15 protein-coding genes, 2 pseudogenes and 2 riboswitches are annotated in these 21,307 nt (G+C 45.6%); of the genes and pseudogenes, 8 read left to right on the top strand and 9 right to left on the bottom strand.

Annotated features, from left to right (window positions below; all coding sequences use genetic code 11):
- The first annotated feature begins 10 nt into the window (after positions 1–10).
- The 5 genes and pseudogenes from opp4B (at position 11) to LCF57_RS06590 (ending at position 4,778) form a co-directional block, all read left to right on the top strand.
- A complete protein-coding gene (gene opp4B / locus LCF57_RS06605; protein ID WP_225999985.1) occupies positions 11–979 on the top strand; it encodes an oligopeptide ABC transporter permease in 969 nt (322 codons plus the stop codon).
- 33 nt (positions 980–1,012) lie between these two features.
- Positions 1,013–1,919, top strand: a pseudogene (locus LCF57_RS06600) (ABC transporter permease).
- 42 nt (positions 1,920–1,961) lie between these two features.
- Entirely contained in the window at positions 1,962–3,782 is a 1,821-nt protein-coding gene (gene opp4A, locus LCF57_RS06595; protein ID WP_225999984.1) for an oligopeptide ABC transporter substrate-binding protein, read from the top strand.
- A gap of 114 nt (positions 3,783–3,896) precedes the next feature.
- Positions 3,897–4,016 (top strand): annotated as a pseudogene (locus tag LCF57_RS27520) (LysR family transcriptional regulator); the annotation flags it as partial.
- 6 nt (positions 4,017–4,022) lie between these two features.
- Positions 4,023–4,778 (top strand): LysR substrate-binding domain-containing protein, encoded by a 756-nt coding sequence (locus tag LCF57_RS06590; protein ID WP_264083497.1) that lies wholly within the window; start codon positions 4,023–4,025, stop codon positions 4,776–4,778.
- A 28-nt stretch (positions 4,779–4,806) separates the two neighbouring features.
- Here LCF57_RS06590 and LCF57_RS06585 read toward each other — a convergent pair whose 3' ends face one another.
- The 4 genes from LCF57_RS06585 to LCF57_RS06570 all read right to left on the bottom strand — a co-directional run bounded on the left by LCF57_RS06585 (position 4,807) and on the right by LCF57_RS06570 (position 7,886).
- Positions 4,807–5,457 carry an amino acid ABC transporter permease gene (locus LCF57_RS06585; protein ID WP_225999983.1) on the bottom strand — a complete coding sequence of 217 codons (651 nt, stop codon included), beginning with the start codon at positions 5,455–5,457 and terminating at the stop codon, positions 4,807–4,809.
- Between the two features lie 14 nt (positions 5,458–5,471).
- Positions 5,472–6,131 (bottom strand): amino acid ABC transporter permease, encoded by a 660-nt coding sequence (locus LCF57_RS06580; protein ID WP_225999982.1) that lies wholly within the window; start codon positions 6,129–6,131, stop codon positions 5,472–5,474.
- 126 nt (positions 6,132–6,257) lie between these two features.
- On the bottom strand, positions 6,258–7,085 hold the full coding sequence (locus LCF57_RS06575) for a transporter substrate-binding domain-containing protein (protein WP_225999981.1): 828 nt from the start codon (positions 7,083–7,085) through the stop codon (positions 6,258–6,260).
- Positions 7,086–7,127: 42 nt separating this feature from the next.
- Positions 7,128–7,886 carry an amino acid ABC transporter ATP-binding protein gene (locus tag LCF57_RS06570; RefSeq protein WP_318840630.1) on the bottom strand — a complete coding sequence of 253 codons (759 nt, stop codon included), beginning with the start codon at positions 7,884–7,886 and terminating at the stop codon, positions 7,128–7,130.
- A 307-nt stretch (positions 7,887–8,193) separates the two neighbouring features.
- Between LCF57_RS06570 and LCF57_RS06565 the strand changes: the two genes are divergently transcribed.
- Positions 8,194–8,658 carry a cupin domain-containing protein gene (locus tag LCF57_RS06565; protein ID WP_225999980.1) on the top strand — a complete coding sequence of 155 codons (465 nt, stop codon included), beginning with the start codon at positions 8,194–8,196 and terminating at the stop codon, positions 8,656–8,658.
- Positions 8,659–8,738: 80 nt separating this feature from the next.
- Here the strand turns inward: LCF57_RS06565 and LCF57_RS06560 are convergent, their stop codons facing one another.
- The 5 genes from LCF57_RS06560 to LCF57_RS06540 all read right to left on the bottom strand — a co-directional run bounded on the left by LCF57_RS06560 (position 8,739) and on the right by LCF57_RS06540 (position 16,048).
- Positions 8,739–9,449 (bottom strand): GGDEF domain-containing protein, encoded by a 711-nt coding sequence (locus tag LCF57_RS06560; RefSeq protein WP_225999979.1) that lies wholly within the window; start codon positions 9,447–9,449, stop codon positions 8,739–8,741.
- 43 nt (positions 9,450–9,492) lie between these two features.
- Complete coding sequence (locus LCF57_RS06555) at positions 9,493–10,143, bottom strand: class D sortase (protein WP_225999978.1); 651 nt, start codon at positions 10,141–10,143, stop codon at positions 9,493–9,495.
- A gap of 104 nt (positions 10,144–10,247) precedes the next feature.
- Positions 10,248–13,805 carry a collagen binding domain-containing protein gene (locus LCF57_RS06550; protein ID WP_225999977.1) on the bottom strand — a complete coding sequence of 1,186 codons (3,558 nt, stop codon included), beginning with the start codon at positions 13,803–13,805 and terminating at the stop codon, positions 10,248–10,250.
- 369 nt (positions 13,806–14,174) lie between these two features.
- Positions 14,175–14,951, bottom strand: coding sequence for a transglutaminase-like domain-containing protein (locus LCF57_RS06545; RefSeq protein WP_225999976.1), 777 nt, complete (start codon positions 14,949–14,951; stop codon positions 14,175–14,177).
- A gap of 51 nt (positions 14,952–15,002) precedes the next feature.
- Positions 15,003–15,084, bottom strand: a riboswitch (cyclic di-GMP riboswitch).
- Between the two features lie 39 nt (positions 15,085–15,123).
- Positions 15,124–15,202: riboswitch (cyclic di-GMP riboswitch) on the bottom strand.
- Between the two features lie 108 nt (positions 15,203–15,310).
- Positions 15,311–16,048, bottom strand: a complete 738-nt coding sequence (locus LCF57_RS06540) for an AraC family transcriptional regulator (RefSeq protein WP_226000019.1) — start codon at positions 16,046–16,048, stop codon at positions 15,311–15,313.
- 727 nt (positions 16,049–16,775) lie between these two features.
- On the opposite strand from LCF57_RS06540, the gene LCF57_RS06535 reads away from it, so the two are divergent.
- Positions 16,776–18,032: a DUF445 domain-containing protein gene (locus tag LCF57_RS06535; protein ID WP_225999975.1), complete on the top strand. Its 1,257-nt coding sequence runs from the start codon at positions 16,776–16,778 to the stop codon at positions 18,030–18,032.
- A gap of 147 nt (positions 18,033–18,179) precedes the next feature.
- Positions 18,180–21,251, top strand: a complete 3,072-nt coding sequence (locus tag LCF57_RS06530) for an ATP-binding protein (protein WP_225999974.1) — start codon at positions 18,180–18,182, stop codon at positions 21,249–21,251.
- Positions 21,252–21,307 lie beyond the last annotated feature (56 nt).

Below are 21,307 nucleotides of genomic sequence, written 5' to 3'. Positions count from 1 at the left end.
GGGATGAAATATGTGGAAATTTACACTGCGCCGACTGCTGGTTATGATTCCCCAGCTTTTTGCATTGAGCGTGCTTATATTTTTTCTGGCCAAGGCCATGCCGGGAGATGCCCTGACAGGACTTATTACCTCGACGCCCAATCTGAACCCGGCGGCACTGGAGGAACAGCGGCAAAGACTGGGACTGAACGACCCGGTGTGGGTGCAGTATGGGCACTGGCTCGTCCAGCTGGCTCACGGGGACTTAGGCAAATCCTATGTACATAAAATCAGCGTGACCGATCTGATTGGCAGCCGTTTGGGCAACACGTTCTTTCTGGGCGTGGTCATCCTGATTCTGACGTATCTGATCGCCATCCCACTCGGTGTACTCAGCGGTCGCTATCAGCATAGTCTGCTGGATAAAACGGTAGTGGGCTATACCTATCTCAGCTTTGCGACACCGTTATTTATACTCGCGTTGCTGCTGCTGTACGTGTTGGGATTCAGGCTCGGCTGGTTTCCGACCAGCGGCAGCGTGGATGTAGGGGTGGAGCCGGGAACATGGGCGTATTACGTGAACAAGTCTTATCATCTCGTTTTGCCGGCGTTTACAGGCGCATTGCTCAGTACGACGGCCACGATCCAGTATTTACGTAACGAGGTCATTGATACACGGCTCAAGGATTTTGTAAAAACAGCGCGTTCCAAAGGGGTGCCGGAAGGGAAAATCTACTCCCGTCATATTTTCAAAAACTCTTTGCTGCCGATTGCCGCCTTTTTGGGCTACGACCTGACGGGAGTCATTGCGGGCAACATTTTCCTCGAATCTATCTTTGGATATCCGGGATTGGGTCAGTTGTTTCTCCAGTCCATCACCCAACGGGACTTTTCCGTTGTGAACGCACTGGTGATGATTTCCGGCTTCCTGGCGCTTTTGGGAACCCTGCTGTCTGATGTCATCCTGAGCAAGGTTGATCCCCGCATTCGCATCGAATAGTGAACAAGTCTGAAGGAAGGAGGGGGATGTAAGGTGTCTACACAGGTGGAGGAAGCATTCACACCACAAATCATTCGTAAATCACCATCCAGTTGGTCGGTACTGCGCCGCGAGCTGGGTACGTGACAAAATGGCTTTGGTGTCCATTGCATTTGTGGTTCTGTTCTTGATCTTTATATATGCCTCTGTCCTGTTTGTAAATCAGGATGTAGTCACAACCGTGGATTTGGGCGCGATCCGCGAAGCTCCAGGCTCGGTGCATTGGCTTGGTACAGACCGGGCGGGCAGGGATATTTTCGGTCAGCTGATTATTGGAGCACGCAATTCCTTCACGGTTGGCTTCACGATTACGCTGCTATCCGCCGCTATTGGCCTAACGTTAGGTCTGCTGGCCGGTTTTTATGGGGGGCTGGTCGATAACATTATCATGCGGATTATTGATTTTATTTTGGTGCTTCCGTTTTTGATGCTGGTGATCGTGTTCGTCAGCATTGTTCCCAAGAGCGGCATCGGATCTTTTATTTTCATCATGACCGCCTTTCTATGGATCGGAAAAGCACGCCTGATTCGAGCCAAGGTGCTGTCGGAGCGGGAGCTGGACTACGTACAGGCTTCCAAAACTCTCGGCACACCCAATTGGAAAATCATCTGGTTTGGCGTGCTGCCCAATCTCAGCTCAGTCGTGATCGTCAATCTGACGCTCAGTCTTGCGGGAAATATCGGGATTGAGACCGGGCTTTCCTATCTCGGCTTTGGGCTGCCGGAATCCACCCCAAGTCTGGGGACGCTGGTGAGCTACGCCAACGATCCGGATGTTCTACAGAACAGCTGGTGGATGTGGTTGCCTGCCTCACTGCTTATTTTGGTGCTGATGCTGGCGATTAACTTCATCGGTCAGGCGCTCAAACGCGCCACAGATGCCAGACAACGATTGGGTTAACCGAAATTCAATTATAAGGGCAACTATAAGGAGGAGCTTACAATGGTAAAATGCTGGAAAAAAGGAATTTTGCCTGTTCTATCTGCAATTTTGGTGTTTTCTCTGGCCGCATGCAGCGGCTCGCCGTCTGCTCCAAATGGAGGTTCTACCTCTGACAGTACAGGCGGCTCCGGCTCGGATAGCAAGCAGGTGAATACGACTGCACTGGTGACGGCAGTGAAGAACGACAAGGCTCCGATCAAGGGCGGTGTGATCAATTATGCGCTGGTGTCCGATACTCCTTTTGAAGGTGTTCTAAATCCTGTATTTTATGACGGAAACCCCGATTATGAAGTCTTTAAGTTTTTCTACCCCTCGTTATTTTCCATCGACTCCAACCTCAATATTGACAATAAAGGAGCAGCGACGATTTCCTTTTCCGCAGACAATAAAGCGGTGACTGTCAAAATCGATCCCAAGCTGAACTGGACAGACGGTAATCCGGTAACAGCGGAGGACTATGCTTTTGCCTATGAGGTCATTGGCCACAAAGATTATGAAGGTCCACGTTACGACAGCTTTATGACGAACATTGTGGGCATGGAGGATTATCACGCAGGCAAGGCCAAAACCATTTCAGGCATCAAGGTGCTGAATGAGAAAGAGGTTACGATTCAATTTAAACAGGCTACTCCCTCCATAAAATCGGGACTCTGGTCATTCCCACTGGAGAAAAAAGTGTTCAAGGGCATTCCCGTGAAGGATATGGCAGGATCTGACCCTGTTCGTAAAAACCCCATTGGCTATGGTCCGTTCAAAATTAAATCCATGGTTACAGGCGAATCCGTAGAATTCGTCAGAAATGACGATTATTTTCACGGTGAGCCCAAGCTGGACGGCCTTCATCTGAAAGTTGTGAACCCGAATGTCATTACCGAGGCGCTGAAAAGTGGAGAAATTGACTGGGCAGACTATCCAACCACCCGCTACAATGTAGATAGTAACCCCAAAAATGTACAGTTTCTCGGTCAGGAGGAATTGTCCTATAGCTATATAGGCTTTAAACTGGGCAAGTTTGATCAGGCGAAAAATACAAATATTATGGACCCGAATGCCAAGCTGGCGAACAAGTCATTGCGTCAGGCCCTTGGCTATGCGCTCAATAATGAGCAGGTCGGCAAGCAGCTTTACCATGGACTTCGGATTCCCGCAACATCTCTGATCCCGCCTGCCTTTAAGGGATACCATGATACGAATGCGAAGGGCATCGCGTATGATCCGGACAAGGCGAAAAAGCTGCTGGACGAGGCAGGCTATGTGGATACCAATGGAGATGGCTATCGTGAGGACCCTAAAGGTAAGGAACTGGTGCTCCATTATGCGGCAATGAGCGGGGATGCGACAGCTGAATCGCTGGCGAAGTTTTATTTGCAGAACTGGAAGGATGTCGGACTACATGTCGAGCTGGTGGACGGTCGTCTGCTTGAGTTCAATTCCTTTTATGACCGTGTGCAAAAGGATGATCCCGGCATTGATATTTTTGGCGGTGCATGGAATACAGGTTCAGATGTAGACCCTAATGGGCTGTATGGACGCGGAGCCAACTTTAACTATTCGCGCTTTACGAGTGAAGAGAATGATAAGCTGCTGCAGGAAGGTGTGTCGGTGAAGGCCTTTGACGACAATTATCGTAAAGATATATATAATCAGTGGCAGGCGTATATGAGTGAGGAAGCGCCAGTCATACCCACGTTATTCCGTTACTCGCTGGAGGCGTTGAATAATCGGGTAGCCAATTACGATATTACCCGTGGCAAGGAGTACGATGCAGACACTTTTGCGAATATAACGTTAACTGCGGAAAAAGCGGAAGTAGCCCAATAATCTCAAAAAAGCGCAATAACTTTAAAGAAGCGCGAACCGGAGTGATCCGATCTCGCGCTTTTTTGAGTCTTTTAACCAGTTTGGAGATTTCGAAGGGAGAGAAAGAAGACGGAAATACGTCAGCTTCAATACTTCATAGCGGTATGTGAGGAACTGCATTTTACGAAAGCTTCGGAAAAGATCGGAATCTCCCAACCTACGCTCAGCTTGCAAATTAAAGCACTGGAGGAGGAACTGGGAATGACACTCTTCGATCGTGCAGGCAAAAAAATTAAAATGACAGAGGCCGGGAAATTGCTCCTGCAACACAGTGCTCATGCGCTCAAGGATTTGCAGCAAGCGAAGGCTTCTATTGAAGAGCTGCGTACCGAGCAACGTGGAAGCTTAAGAATGGGTATCGCACTACCGGAGCTGGAGGAACCCTTGCAAGAGATGCTTATCCATTTTCATCGCTTATTTCCTAAAATCAGCCTGCACATCTGTCCATCATTCGATGTAACAGAACAGGTGCTGGATAACCGGGTCGATATGGGCATTACGCTGCATGCGGGTACGGATGACAGGCTTGTCCAGCTTCCTCTTCGTACGGAGAATTACTGCCTTATTGTCCCGGTCCAGCATGTCTTCTCCAGTCGTTCTTCTATTACACTGGACGAGTTGAGGCATGTACCCTGGGCGATGCAGCCGGACTATCATCCTGGCAGGAGGCTGGTAGAGAAGTGCTTCCGTGATCGCGGGTATCGCTTTGCAACCGTCTTGGAGACAAATTCCATCCCTTCAATCCTGCGCTGGGTGCAGGAGGGACTTGCTGTAACCCTACAGCCGGGGTCCCTCGCGGCAGTTCTGGATCATTCCCATTTTTGTACTATACCTATTTTGCGGGGAGCGCCTCAGGGTCAGCTAGAGCTGATTTATCGGTCTGATCGTTATCTTGGAGAAGCAGTGAAGCGATTGATTGAAAAAATACAGGCCATGCTGATAGAGCGTTCCAACTGACGGCAGCCCTGATGAATGGCAACAAGCTTTAATGTGTGCGAACCTCCAGCCTGCGTGCAATTAGCGACATACTGTAATTGACAGCAAAGTACAGGAAGGCGGCGAACAGCAGAGCCGGAATGACGAAGGATTGATTTTGACCACCGACAATCTGAATGTTATGTGTCAGCTCCGGCAAACTGATAATGACAGCCAGTGAGGTATCCTTGAACAGGGAAATGAACTGGCTGACAATGGGTGGAACCATACGGCGAAGCGCTTGGGGCAGGATAATATGCCATAAGGTGCTGAAATAACTCAGCCCGGAGGAACGTGCGGCTTCCACCTGTCCTTTATGAACCGAGTTGAGGCCGCTGCGCACAATCTCAGCGATCATGGCCCCCTCGAAGATCGACAGTCCCGTAATGGCTGCCCATTTGAGAGAAATGGAAAAACCGATCGATGGTAAAACCATGCCGATGAAGAAAATAATGAGTAGTAATGGAAGATTGCGAATGAGATCAATGATAAAGGCCGCAACCTGTGAAATGACAGGTAAACGCGTATAGCGCAGGATGCCGAATACAATACCGAGAGCGAAGCTGAACACGATAGAGTAAATGGCGACCTCCAGCGTTAGCAGGAAGCCCTCCAGTATAAACCGCACATTAGGCCATACAAACAATCCACTGAAATCCATACAGGCTTCCCTCCTTAGGATGTTTTGGACAGACGTCGCTCCATATACAGCACAAGAAAGCTGAGTGGAACCGTCAATGTAAGATACAACAACGCCGTGATCGCATAGACTGTGATGGGCAGGAAGGTATCCGAGTTAATCAGATCCGAGTAATACATTAGATCCAGTCCGGCTACTATGGCCAGCACGGATGAGTTTTTGACTAGATTGATGAATTGATTGCCAATCGCGGGCAGTACGACTTTGATCGCTTGCGGTAAAATAATGCTGATCATCGTCTGGTTGTAACTCAAGCCGGAGGACCTTGCCGCTTCAAATTGCCCCTTGGGAACAGCTTGAATGCCGGCCCGTATGGCTTCCGCAATAAAGGAGGCTGTGTATACGGTCAATCCAAGCGTTCCGGATACAAATCCGTCCAAAGGGATGCCCAAAGTGGGAAGCCCGAGATAAAAAAACAGCACGACGATCAGCAACGGGATATTGCGAATGACCTCTACATAAGCGGTGCCGATCCAGTTGAGCCATTTAAAAGGCGCAATTCGAAGGATGGCGATGACAGCTCCCAGAATAAAGCTGCCGATCAAGGCAATGACGCTGGCTTGGACGGTATAAAGCAAGCCTTCTCTGAAACGATCGCCATGATCGAAAAGTACGTTGATATCAAAAGTAAGCATCTGCGCATTTACCTCCTTATCCAGAGCTATGGGGTGTATCCGAGGGTGGATGGGATTCCTACTGGTGTGTTGTGCAGTAGAAAGAAAAGGAAGGAGCACGCAACCTGCGGCTCCTTCACAAGAGTATTATTCGGGTTTAACCCCAAGCCATTGCTCGTGGAGCTTATCGTATTCACCGCTGCTTTTTAGTTCCTTGATCGTATCATTAATGGCTTGCAGCAGTTCAGGCTGTCCCTTCTTCACTGCAATGCCGTAGGGTTCCTCTGTGAAGTTCCCGCCTACAAGAATATAATTCGGATCTTGCTTCTGCATGCCGAGCAGAATAGAGTTATCGGTAGTCAACGCATCCCCTTTACCTGCCTTGAGGGCGTTGAAAGCATCCTGATAGTTTTCGAACTCCAATATCGTCGCTTTAGGTGCTTTCTCACGAATGTTTTTTGCGGAGGTAGAGCCTTTAACGGCAAGTACCTTGGTATCCTGGGTCAGAGACTCCAGCCCGGTGATGGGGCTTCCTTTTTTCACGAGCAGAGATTGTCCGGCGTTAAAATAGACGTCGCTGAAATCGACCTGCTTTTTACGTTCATCCGAAATGGTCATGGTTGCGATAATGGCGTCGATGTCTCCGTTTTGCAGCATAGTGATACGTGTTTTGGACGTGACTTCCTTTAATTCAAGCTTGGTTTCATCGCCAAAAATATGTTTGGCTACAGCCTTGGCAATATCGATATCAAAGCCTTCCACTTTCCCGCTGCCCGGGTCTTTCAGACCAAAGAGCTTGGTATCGTACTTAACCCCAACGACCAGCTTGCCACGCTGTTTGATTGCCTCCAGCCCATTCGCTGCCGTCTCAGTTCCCGACGTTGCCGTTTCTTGCTTACCTCCGCAGCCTGCCAGGACGAGCAGGCAAGATAATGCTACCAGCACCAAAGTACTCCATTGAAATCTTTTTCTCATCAGAACAATCCCCTTTCGATTTACGCTATATTGGTAGTCTGTTTAATGATGAATCAGACGGCTCAGGAACAGGCGAGCCCGTTCTTCACCCGGATTCTGAAAAAATTCGGCAGGCTGGCTGTCTTCCAAAATCTGCCCTTTGTCCATAAAAATTACGCGATCCGCCACTTCGCGGGCAAAGCCCATTTCATGTGTGACGATGACCATTGTGATGCCCTGATGGGCGAGTGAGCGCATGACATCCAGTACCTCCCCGATGGTTTCGGGATCAAGCGCTGAAGTAGGCTCGTCAAATAGCATAATTTTCGGATTCATGGCGAGCCCGCGGGCGATCGCAACCCGCTGCTGCTGCCCACCGGACAATTGAGCGGGATAGCTCTGGGCCTTTTCCTCGATGCCGACGCGTTTCAGATAGGTGATGGCGGTTTGAGTAGCTTCTTCCTTGGAAATACCCAGCACCTTCATAGGTGCGAGTACAATGTTCTCAATCACCTTTTTGTGGGGGTACAGATTGAAATGCTGGAATACCATCCCGATATTGCGGCGGAAGGCGTTGATATCAATCTTTTTGTCATGTACAGGTATTTCGTTGACGAACAGCTCCCCATCCGATATCGTCTCCAGACGATTAATGCAGCGAAGCAGGGTGCTTTTACCTGAGCCGGAGGGACCGATGATCACGACGACCTCGCCCTCCTTAATCTGAAGATTGATGTTTTTGAGTACATGGAAGTGACCGTAATGTTTGTTTACATTGCGAAACTGGATCAGAGAGCTCACCCCTTTTATGCTTGGATACATAGCTTAGTACTTAGACTGGCATGATCAAGCTCTATTAGTTTTCAAAATTTTCTCTCATGATACTATAAGCTTACAATAAAAAACAAGATTTTATGTCATAAAACTTTACGCAAAATATATATAAGTATATTTTTGTGGTAGTTAAGTGCTATATATATGATGAAATTGAGTGAATATTCATAATTTAATGTTATTAAATTTGACATAAAATAATAGTGTTCGACATGCGAAGAGAGAAACGTGACAAAAGCAACGCTATGTTTTACAGTAGGGAGGAAGGAATTTAGGGTAAAGGAAGGTTAGTACAATGACGAAAGCTATTTCACCGCTTGTAACGGCATTGGGCATGGAGCCCCATCCGGAAGGCGGTTGGTACAAAGAGATGTGGAAGGCTAATTTTCAAATTCCAAAACCTGTGCTGCCGGATGTCTATTCCGGTCCGCGGTTTGCAGCTTCGTCGACTTATTTCTTGCTGCATCCGGGCGAGTTCTCTGAGTGGCATGTTGTACATTCAGATGAGCTGTGGCTTTATCATAGCGGGAGTCCTGTGGAGTTGAAGCTGGGTGGAAGTGGAGATGAGCCCGGTGAAGAAACTGTAATTATTGTCGGTGCTGATGTGGAGGCTGGACAGCATCCGCAAGCACTGGTACCAGGAACAGTATGGCAAACGGCACGCCCGCTTGGGGATGAGCCTGTACTGGTAACCTGTGTTGTTGCACCGGGATTCCACTTTGATGATTTCAAGCTGATTGCAAAGGGTAAGGTGGAATAGGAATATTTTTATCGGCGGGTATAATCTTGGATGAACAGGACTTGCCCGCCTGATTGATGTTACGGGTATCTTTTTTAATGTTAGAAAGTTGCCATTTGTTGTATACTTTGGACCTTTGTTTTTTTTCGAATACCAGCCGCAAGTTTTTTAACCCGCGCAGTACCGTATGATCTGACGTTTGCCCCCTGTTTGATCTTCTGGTATACAGCATAGCAGTTTCTCCCCATTCGTTTGGCTTGGTACATGGCGATATCGGCCTCTTTTAGTAATGAAGGCAGAGGTTTCTTCGGAGAAGGATGCATGCTAATACCAATGCTTCCTGTAACTTGAAGGCTGATTCCCTGGATGTTATAAGGAGCGCTGATTTTTTGCAGCAGCAGCTCTGCCAGAACTTTGACCTGATCGGCGTCATAATCCTTCATAATGAGCAGAAACTCATCTCCCCCGATCCGAAAAGCCTTCTGATTGGAGTTTGTCACCTGGAGTAAATGATCGCTTACCCGTCTTAGCAGCTTATCACCTATTTGATGTCCATATGTGTCATTAATGGCTTTGAATCCATCCAGATCAAGATACATAATAGCAATGCTCTCCTTGCTGTTGCTTCGTTTCCAAAATAGTTCAAGTGCATTCCGGTTGAACAGACCCGATACAGGGTCCTGATAAGCAAGCTTTCGCAGCAAATTTCTTTCCATCATCACGGAACGTAAAAAAATAAACGTATATATCCACAGCGCCAGAGTTAGACCTATTAAAAATAAGGCTGTTAAAGATATACTCAATGGGGTCACCACCAATATAGTTTATAGGTTATTCCGCTATCCATTAGCGGCATTAGGTCAGTCGTTTGGCATGAACGATGAGTCGATGTGTCGGGTTTACAAGAGGATCACAGGTAATTAATGTGAGGAGCTTTTGTTCCTTGCTGCTTTTTAAAACGGAGATGTTTGAAGGAGCGACAATTGAGATGTTGTAGACCTTGTACAAGTATTTTTCACTCCGAGTGTGAATCAGAATCTGATCTCCGATTTTCACTTCATTTAGTCGGTTAAATAAACGTCCAGTCGTTCGTGAGCGATGAGCGGCTATGGCAGCATTCCCCACCTGGCCGAGTGCCGCAGTTTCCGACATATGTACGGCTGCATATCTCATATGCTCTCGGGTCGCACCTTCCAGTACAGGAAGTTCCAGCCCGATACGATCAATCTGGATTGTAGCGATTGGAGCTTGCTCTTGAGCCGACGAAGAGGGTTTGGTTTTAGACAATTGTGATCCATCCGCTGCTGCGGTATTTGTCAGCCAACTGGACAAGTCTGTATAGCCTTTAATCATTTCGGGAGTCAGTGTCGATGTATCTGTATTTGATAATGATTCAGCTTCTTGTAATAGCTCTTTTTGCTTCTGATTTTCCATCCATTCATTAGCGGTAGGAAATAACATGATGATGATTCCTAAAATGATGCTCACGTACGCCAGCTTACGCAATTGAAAAGCCTCCCTAAAACAGTAATCCATAGATGGACCATGTAAAATAATTCCCCTTCTCGCTAGTGATGAGCTGAGAAGGGGGAATTTTTGATTATAAAATGTTATTTGTTTTTATGCGTTCGTCTATAACCAAGATAGGCCCCCAGAAGAATTAAGAACATACCACTTAAATAGAAGGGAGCAGGACTGTTTTCTCCTGTCTGTGGCAATGTATTCACCTTAGGAGTATGACTCGGCTCGTTTGGATCTTTAGGCTTTTCTGCCGGTAGGCGGATGACGCCCGTAGGTACTGGATCTTCTTCGATCTTCACGGGTGGAGAAGGCTCCTGGTGAGGGTCGGTTTCTGGTGACCCTGGCTGCGCCTCTACCTCGGGATCTACAGGTGGTTGCTCAATAGTTGGAACGCCCAACGGAACATCCTCATCTTCGATGATTTGCGGCTCCTCGGTTGTTACAGGCGTAGCAGGTGTCACCGGAGGTTCAGTTATTTCAGGGTCCTTATCACGTTTTTTGCCTGAGCCTGGATTCGTAGGCGTACCTGGGTCTGTAGGTTTACCCGGACCCGGATCAACAGGAGTCTCCTTTTTGTTGGTGATCACTATTTGTTTAATACCAGAACTTTGTTTGATGGTTGCATCTATCTGGATTGCAGTTTTTGGCTCTGTTATTTTGTAGCCTTCAGGAGCAGTAAGCTCCTCCAGAATGTAGTCATCATAACTCAATGAAGAGAATACGATTTTCCCATCCGAATTGGTAGTTTGGACAAGAGGGGCTCTTTTCTGATCCTTGTCATAGAGTGCAAAACGTGCCCCGGGCAGTACCTTATTATGATCGTCCTCGTCAACCTTGGTAATCTCCAGACTTCCCGTAACTCCTCCTCCTGATCCCGAACCAGAGGATGTACGCACGATAATCTCTTTACTTGTTTCTCTGATTTCGGTGGTCAAACGGTCGCCCTCAAAATTAACCTTATTGCTCACTTTTGCCTTGTCTTCAGCTTGAATAAAGGATTGATATTCCAAAATATAGCCCGATGATATAGCCTTCGTAAAGGCAAGCTCAAAGGATTGCTGACCTTGAGCAGTCGTTGTTATTTTTAGCTTATAATCCTGATCCTTGACTAACTCAGTGTCCTTGACAGCTTCTCCCTTGGCAGATACCTTGGTGGAATATAGATGAAAAGAATCTTCAATCAGAATTTGATTATTGCTGGGCGTATCCACGATTTTCGTGTTGGAGACATAGGATTGCCCTTCATTGATATGGATGTTCCAATCGATTTTATTTCCATTCTGAGCACCGGATTTCGTCACGTATTCTCCACCGTGAGGCACAGTCACTTTGGCTGCCCATTCCGAATCTACATTTTTTCCATCCATAAGCTGAGCGTTATTGTTAATCTCTTTATCAATAAGCTCTCCTTCCAGTGTCGTTTGGAAAGTGATCCAGTAAGGAGAGTTGATGGACTGGTTAAACTGGACGCTCAGTTCGTTGTTGTTAGCGGCGGAAGGTAAAACAAGAGTATATTGGCTCGAAGGCACTTCGGCCCCCTTTTGTACGCCATTCCACCACCCGAGCAGGGTCATATCGTACACTTTAACAGAACCTGGCACCAGTTTTTGGCCCTGTAACAATGTATCCCTTATTTCAGCATGATTCAGAGTTTTGCGGTTATAGTTGGCCTTAATGTCCCATGTAATTTGCTTGGAGCTGGCATTGTAGCTACCTGACTTAGCCCCATTTTGCTGGGTCATATTGTCCGGCCATAATCGAGCTTCGGCCTCCGCGATTTGTGTTGTTCCGTTGTATAACCAAGTGATAGAGGCTTTATTCCAAAAGTCCGGTTTGGTTTTGTCGATTTTCCATTCGTTATAAAATGTAGTTGTATAGCTGATTGTATACGTGTCTTGAATTTTTTTGTGAAAACGTATAGTGAACCCTTTTTTATAATCCAGCGTAAGAGGGATCAGTTCGTAGTCTATCGGCGATGTTAGTGTTGTTTTTCCGTCCGCGCTTTGGATCTTCAATGTGTTCGGCAATAACGCCAGACCGCCATTCGGAAAGGCATCGTCGATAACAACCTGGTCCATTGTATACTTATCTGCATTAATGGAAATGATCCAAGGAATCGTTTTGGTGTTATAGTTCGGTTCCTTATAGCCCTTGGTGATAATTACACTTTTCAGTTCTGTGGTCGTTTCTTTTGTTACTCCGTCCGATGTTACACTGTTCGTTATTTTACCATTTTTGAGCACACGATCTATAGCCTTCGTTTGATAACGGATGGTATATGGCGCATCAATATCCGTATTGAAAAGTAGATTGAAACCGTTGGTACCGTTGTCGTCAATAACTGGAGTGACCATGTATTCCGATGCAGGAAGCTCCTCTTGCGTATCCCCCTTATACACTTTAAGTGAGCCTGTGACGAATTGTTGGCTGTTATTAAAGCGATCACTCAATATCGCTTTTGCTGCAGGGATTTTTTTGTTGGCAAAATTATATTTGATTGCCCATGAAATCGTTTGTGTGACCGGATCGTATTGCTCTACTTTTTTGCTTAGAAAATCCCCACGTTTAACGGTAACTGTAGCTGATGCTGAGGTATCCTTCACATTGTCTCCTGAAAAAGTGGCCGTGTTGGAGAACCGGGTGTCCTCGCTTGTGATGTTCGTGGAGTATTGAATTCGGTATGCGCTGTTAATACGCTCCTCGTTAAAGCGGATTCTAAAGCCCGTCCCGGCCGGATCAGCTTCAACTGTATACTTATCTGCACTAACAGTGTCCCGTAGCACGGCGGTTCCGTCCACATTGATTTGCAAATGATATACCCGGATGGAGTCTTTGATTAGTTCCAATCCTTGGGGAGTCGGGTCGGTTACTACGGCTTGTTTTATAGGATACAATTGTTTATTTACGTCAACTGTCCAATCAATCCCATTTTTTCCATCAAACTTTCCTTGCTTCTCCAAAGTAGGGCCAGCTGCAGGCTTAATATTTACGATAGCCGTTTGCTCACCGCCTTTGATTGGAATCGCAATAATGACTTGTGTGCTGCCTTTTTCTATTTGTTTACTAAACTCAGTTTGGATCTCAAGCTTACCACTGACATTAGAGTGGCTTTCCACGTAATCATTAAAAGTCATGATCACTTTACCTTGGCGGTCTACGGTGAAATGACCAACTTCTCCATCCGTGTTCGTTAGAGGAGATGTAATGTCTGTGTAAATTTGAAATTGCTCAGGTAATTGAAAGGTAAAGGTGTCTCCAGCTTTATACGTATGGTTCGGCAGCTCCCATTCATAACCTAAATGGATGGCGGAGCCAATATCAATACGACTATCGGGATTATACACTGCATCAATAACACTTCCAGTGGAATCTGTGAGGGTTAGCTTGGTTAAAATACTTTCCTGAGTTGCCCTCACTTCAGAAGTTGAGCCGGCAGTTGCCTCAATGGCTGGAGCCGGGACGGCAGGCGGGATGTTAATCGGCTCTGAGGTTGGATATACATCGTTAGTCACACTCTGAACCGGATCGGTTCCTGGGGGCACTGGTAGAGCAGGGTCGGGATTTTGTGCATAGGCTTGTGTTGTACTGAATAAGCATTGCAAAAAGAGCAATAACGCAACAATTGCTGTATTCCATTTTTTTCTCATACGGTAAACAAATCTCCTATTCTTAAAATACTTTTATTTAGCGGCTAATGGTTATTCCTTCGAGGTTGAGAGGGTTGTATTTATATATTCATCATTCATTCATATAATGCTAAGTTAGCCGCATTGAGCATGATCATAATTTACGAAAATTCACATTCGGGGAAGAATATCTCCTCCTTTTGTCCCGAAATTAGGATAGTGGGTTAGACCTCAATGTCTTTCTGGACTAGAATACATGCCACATCTCAACAATTTCTCAACAAGGATAGAAAAAAGAGCCTTGATCATGTGATCAAGGCTCTACAAGAAATGTAGCTCTATTTCTTCATTTTTTATTTATTAAAAATAATATTCATAAAAACATTGATATTAATATTGCTTTGTTTTAATGTATTTGGAGGGATCTTTGATCATTTCGAATTTTTGTTTACCCTTATACAGGGCTGCATCTACTGTAGTGTCTACGACCACCCACTGATTGTCGATGTAGACCTCATTCCAGGCATGGTAAGTGTCCACGTAGGAGGATTTGCCCATAACCAGCTTGGTTGGTACATCTACACTTCGTAACATAGCAGCCATCAGTGAAGCATAACCATAGCAAATATCTTTTTGTGAGCTTAACGTACGATCAATTTGCGGCAGATAGTCAGTCGTTAAGGCGAAGGCCTGATTGGAGTCATACTTGATATGACTAATGACGTAATCATAAATTTTTTGAAGCTTCTCGCGATCCGTTGTTGCGCCTTGGGTTAATTCACGGGCTTTTTGAATCGCTTGATTGGTATCGCTCCAGTCAATATTTTGAACGGAATTGAGATATACCGCTTTGCTATCGTTTAGCTTTAACTCGATCGTATCTTGTCCTATCACTTTATATTGATTACCACTAAGCTGTTCCAAAATACTAATGCTATAGTTCCCATTACCCATTTGGAGAGGAAATACTTCCTCGGATTTTCCGGGTGTCAGATTATAAGAGTATTTTTGCGCGTCTTTGGTAACCAAAATCTTGGTTTTAACGTTAGGTTTAACAGGGTAACGAACACTGACCGTACCATGATTTACATTGTTTTGATCCAACCATGCAACACTATCACTATCAGCAGCGTGAACTGTCGAATTTAAGAGTGTTGTGGACAGCATGAAAAATAGGAGAAGTGCGGAAAATATCATTTTCCCCATAAAAAACTTCCTTTCGGTGGCCAGGCTGCCATCATAAATAGAAGGCCCTATAGCTTTGCGTCCCTGCCTTTCGACAGGTTTGCCATTTCGTATAAAGTTTTCGGGTAAAAAAGCACGACAAAAAGCCACTTCAATCGGTAGCTGGCTGCCATCATACAGAAGGCCCTGTAGCTTTGCGTCCTTGCCTTTCGACAAGTTTGCCATTTATCCTGAATAGCTTATATTCTTTATTCTATCAGTTAGGTACTCTATTAGGCAAGTTTAAATCTCAAATTTTCGCTATTTATCGACAAACCAAGCCTGCAGATTATACATAAGGCCTATTTTATACGGTTTCCCCATTTTTTGCGATAGGAATGAGGCGTTTCTCCAATGTGCTCTTTGAACAGATTGATAAAATGACTTGTGTTGGGAATGCCCACATATTGTGCGATGTCAACAATAGATACATCACTGGTTTTAAGCCAGCCCTGAGCAGCCGTGACACGAACATTAATAAGATATTCAATAGGAGAAAAGCCAGTCTGTTTTTTAAAGTTTTTAGCCAGATTAAACTTGTTCAGTCTGAACATGTCTGCCAGTGAATCCAGCGTGATCCTTTCACAATAGGATTGATCCAGATATTGCTTTACCTTGCGCACCTCTGCAATTCCATCTGAATTCGCGTTGGGATTGGTGTAGGGGTGCTGTAAAATAACCGTTAACAAGTCAACGATTAGTCTGGATGAGAGCAGTTCAGAGGATATGCTTCTTTCAGACTGTACATGTAATAACGTACGCAGCTTGTCCAATACCACACTTGGGTCCTTTAATGAGATTACAGGCTTATTGTGCTTATCAAATTGTTCGTAGAAATTGTCAATCAGATTGCCGTACAGATTAATACTAATAAACTCCCATGTCTCCTGACAGGAAGTTTTGTACTGTACATATTCTCTGCAATTAATAAAAAGCATATCATAAGGCCTCAATATATATTCCTTGTCCCGGTATTGCAATTCCCCTCTCCCAGACAGGGTAAAAAGGAGCAAAAATGAGGAGAGCTTTTCCCGTTCCATTGCATAAGCATCTGTTTTGAAATAGCCTATTTCCTGTATATAAAAGAGGGATTTTTTAGCGAAAGCAGAGGGTGTACATACAATTGCAACTGGATCTTCGCTCCAGAGACCCTGGGCATTTTTTTGTTTTGTTGTCATATCCAATTCCTTTACAAAAGAACAATTTTAGTAAGATAATTGTAGTTTGTTTCACGAATACCCTTTTAAAACCGGAGTTCCCATTTACAAAGGTTATTTTATCACATTAAAGTATGTTCATGAAACGATTAGAGATTACACAATATTCGACAAATATAACCAGTGGGTATCTAAGTGAAAAGGAACAGTGTTCTTCCGGAATTTAATTCGTTAACTTGATTGAAGTGAAGGGTGAGAGTTAAAAATAGTTGGTCTTTATGATAATGTATCATAATCTTGCAATTCCACTTTTTGAGGCATATATCCTTTCGATTTTAGAAAAAATGGGACTATATTTCGACAAAATGATTCGTAGGGCTCACTTTGTTAGAAAATAGTTTTGGCTCCAATGTTGTGATTCTGTTCACGAACATGTATTAAGAGGTGTAGGTATGTGAACTCCATTTGTGTTAATAGCGCAAATTCTGAATTTCGCACAATTTGTCGATAATAGAGTGTGGTAAGCTTTTGGAATTTGTACAGGCAGTGATATGATGGGTACTATAGATGTAATGATATATATTCGACAGTTAGTTTGGAGGATCACAGGATGGGAAAAACAAAAAAAACGAAAACCGCAGCAGCTTGGTCACTGGTTATGATGGGGGCGGGCTTTGCTGCTACGTTACCTTTTCAACAATTTGGCTGGGCCCGTCTTTTGGCTGGATCTTTTGAGGCCGGGCTTGTTGGAGGATTGGCAGACTGGTTTGCCGTAACCGCGTTATTCCGTCATCCGCTGGGCATTCCGATTCCACATACAGCGCTTCTCCCCAAAAATCGGGGAAAGCTGACCGATGCCTTAGTTAACACGGTCGAAAACAATTTACTTCATAAAGAAAGTATTGCATCTAAAATTGCCGATATTCGGCTGGCCGAGCTGGTGCTGAAAAGCGTGGAAAAAGGAATAAGCACGCCCGAAGCGGTCACTTTCATAGATGCCCTTGCCAAGCGACTTGTTCGCTCGCTTCCGCTGGCGGAGCTGGCCCCGGTGATCGCGACCGGGATTAAGCGGCAGGCGACTGAATTCGATATGGGGCCGTTGCTAGAGGCCCTCGCCCGCCAAGCTGGTGAGCGGAAGTATGACCAACAAGCGTTGGATTATGCGCTGGAGCAAACGGAGTCCTGGCTGCTGCGGGCAGACACCGGGGTTATGCTTGGCACCCTGGGGATGCAGGCTGTTAGCGGCTTGCAGGTCAGCGGGCTCATGCAGTTTGCCCTGAACGCCTTCCTTGGCTATTTGAATGAGGAGCGTATGGGCGAGATGATTCGTCACTTTTTGCTGGACCGCGTAGCGGAGCTTCAAAATGAAGGACATCCGCGTCGTCAGGCCGTTCTGGATGGTATCAACACGCAGATGATCCGTCTGGCAGCCAAAGATACGGTCAGGGAGGGGCTGAATCACTGGAAAAACACCTTTATTGATTCTTGGGAAGGTGATGCAGCTATATCAGGGAAGCTCGAAGAGCTGCGCCGTCATCTGCTGGATTATATGGAGGACGCCAGTTATGTAACGGCATACATTGTACCTTTACTGGATCAAATGCTGTCTGATTTATGGAAAAATACGGAGCTGCTGGACAAGATCAATTCGTGGATCGTGGCAGGTGTTACCGGAGTAGTGGAAGCCAACCACAGCCAAATTGGTAATCTGGTCCGTGAAAATGTGAATAAAATGGATGACGCTTCACTGATTGTTTTAATGGAGGACAAGCTGGGGCAGGATTTACAATGGATACGGATTAACGGTGCGCTTACAGGTTTTCTGATTGGAATTGTGCTTACTGGGGTTCGTATGTTGCTTGAGTAGCACGAACAATCTGTGCAAAGGAACGATAGGTGGAAATTGTGTAGATAAAGGTTGTGAAACTATGAGGATTGGTTACCATCCAATGCTGCTGGTTCAAATGAGAGCCCGGCAGAGTTGCGGTGATGTATGGTACCGGATGACAAGTGGATGAGTAAGCGGAGATTTTTTTTAATTACGCTATCATTCCTGATCGTAATTATCGGCCTGCGTTTGCTGTGGTTTGATTATTACCACAATCAGGATTATCCCCGGGCCAAGGCGGGAATTCTGGATCTGAGGGGCTTGAATTTGCAGGAGATTAAGACCCTACCATTAAATGGTGAGTGGGAGTTTTATCCTGGGACTTTATCTTCTCCTGCCGAACTGAAATCCTTATTTATGCAGAAGCAGCGCCAGACCATTCAGGTACCAGGATTATGGAGTGAGTCGGTATCTCCTGTGGATCATAAGGCATATGGGGTTGGAACCTATCGGCTGCTTATTTTGAGTGACAAACAGGAAGACACTTTATACGGACTTCGGATCGGGAGGATTAGTACGGCATCCAACATATTTGTCAACGGCCGTTTAGTTAGTCATAGTGGCCGGGTCTCTAACAAGGTCGAACAGCATACAGGATCGACCGTTCCGTTCTCTGCTATGTTTGATACGAACAGACAGGCCATGGAAATTGTCATTCAAGTATCCAATTATGATTTTCCTTCCAGTGGAGGAATTGTGAAGCCTATCATTTTCGGAAGCGCGGAGGCTGTGAATAGCCGAACCAACTTCGCGATCTCGATGCAAATTATGGTTTGTATTATTTTGCTGCTTCACGGGTTGTATGTAGTCGTTATATTTTTTATGAATCCACAAAAGAAGGCGCTACTGTATTTTGCCGGAATTGTAGTCTGCACGGTATTATCCATCCTGACAGACGATGACAAGCTTTTAATAGACTGGTTCCCCATCAGTTTGAGTCTTTCGTTAAAAATAACCATACTTTCCTATATAGGAATAGGTATGTGTGTACTGAAGCTGGTGCAGTCTCTGTTGGTTCGATCCCGTATCATTCAGATTGTTTTTATAGGCCACTGTTGTTTTGCGGTTACCGTTTTATTTGCATCTACATCCAACCTCTATGCATTTTTGTTGGCTCTTATCGCATTTTCAGGCATTACCCTATGTGCTACGGTTCCAACGTTTACTTTTCTTAGAACATTCAGAGGGCAAAAAGAGGCTATTTTTCTGTTGCTCGCATCCCTTAGCATTGCTTCCAGCATACTGTGGGGCGTGTTCAAAACGAATGATCTCCCCTATTACCCTTGGGATATAGTGCTGGCCTTTGTGGCGTTTGCATCTTATTGGTTCAAACGGTTTTTTAATACGAATGCCGAGCTGAGAAGGCTGTCGGACAGATTGCAACGCGCTGATCAGGTGAAAAATGAATTTTTGGCCAATACCTCTCATGAGCTGCGAAATCCTCTACATGGGATGATCAATATCGCGCAGACCGTGTTGGAGAATCAGAATGGTGCCCTGGATGAACCCAACAGGAGAAACATGCAATTGCTCGTTACGGTCGGTCGCCGTATGTCCTTATTATTGAATGATTTGCTGGATGTTACACGTCTGCGTGAAAAGGATATTCTTCTGGAAAAAAGAAGCTTGAAGCCCCAGGCTGTAGCCTCGGGTGTGTTGGATATGCTCCAATTCATGACAGATGGTAAACCTCTAAACATGGTGGTAAACATCCCTGCTGATTTTCCAAATGTATTAGCGGATGAAAACCGAGTAATCCAAATCCTGTTCAATCTCCTTCACAATGCGGTTAAACATACTGCTGAGGGGACCATTTCCGTTCACGCACACATCCAAGGCGAAATGGCCAGTATTCAGGTTCGTGACACGGGCGTTGGGATGGATGAGGAGACGCAAAAGCGAATATTTCGTCCATATGAACAAGGAAATTCTCATTTGACGGTTATTGGGGATGGGCTTGGACTAGGGTTGAGCATCAGCAAGCAATTGGTGGAGCTTCATGGAGGATCTCTGAGTGTAAGCTCTGAACTTGGTCAAGGTTCAACCTTTTCTTTCACACTACCGCTCGATCCCTCACCTATCCCAGACGAATCACGAGATAACGAGCAGGTGTGTATGGATAAAGAAGCAGGTACTGATTTTATAGCTTTGCAAAATGAAGCTGTGATGCAGGTTGCGGCAGGCTCTGCACGGTCTGCTATACTCGCAGTAGATGATGATCCGGTTAATTTAAGAGTGCTAGAGGGCATTCTCGCCTCGGAATCCGAGCCTTACGACCTTGTCACTGTAACCAGTGCCCAGGATGCCCTGCATAGGCTGGATCACCGGGAATGGGATTTAATTATAGCCGATGTCATGATGCCCCAAATGTCGGGTTATGAGTTAACTCGGCGTGTAAGGGAATACTTTAGCATTTCCGAGCTGCCTGTGTTGCTGTTGACGGCACGTAGTCAGCAGGAGGACTTATATACGGGATTTCTTGCTGGGGCCAACGATTATATTATGAAGCCTGTGGATTCCATGGAATTGAAATCCAGGGTCCGTGCCTTGACTGATGTTAAAAAGTCCGCAAGGGAGCGGCTTTGGATGGAGGCTGCATGGTTACAGGCGCAAATCAAACCTCATTTTTTGTTTAACACCTTGAATACCATTGCATCCTTAAGTCATGTGGATCACGCCAGAATGGTGAATCTTATTGAGGAGTTCGGTAAATATTTAAGATCAAGCTTTAATCCTCAAAATCTTGATAGAGTCGTATCACTGGAATATGAGCTTACACTCCTGAAATCTTACCTTTATATAGAGAAGGAGCGTTTTGGGAATAGACTAGATATTGTATGGGAAGTAGACGAACAGGTGTCCTTGCTTCTGCCGCCATTGTCCATTCAGCCACTTGCGGAAAATGCGATCAGGCATGGTATCATGAATCGGATAGATGGAGGAACATTGTGCATTCGAATTCAGCAGCAGGAGGATGGCACAGAAATAGCCATTATGGATGACGGTGTGGGCATGAGTCAGGAGGAGCTGGATCGTCTGCTGGATCCTCAGCAAGAACAGTATAGCGGGATTGGATTACGGAATACGGACCGACGTCTGAAGCAAGTATTCGGTAAGGGGCTGTATATTAGTAGTCATTCCAATCAGGGTACAACGGTGAGCTTCCATGTTCCCCGGGGACAAAGGCAAGAATCTTAATATCTCTGTCCCGTAGGACCTCATACAGAACGAGGCGAAGCAAGTGCCGGTTCTGA

Origin of the sequence: Paenibacillus sp. BJ-4 (assembly GCF_020404765.1) — a bacterium.
Lineage (GTDB): Bacteria > Bacillota > Bacilli > Paenibacillales > Paenibacillaceae > Paenibacillus.
The sequence above is the reverse complement of the archived record's forward strand: the minus strand, read 5'-3'. Positions and strand labels throughout refer to the sequence as shown.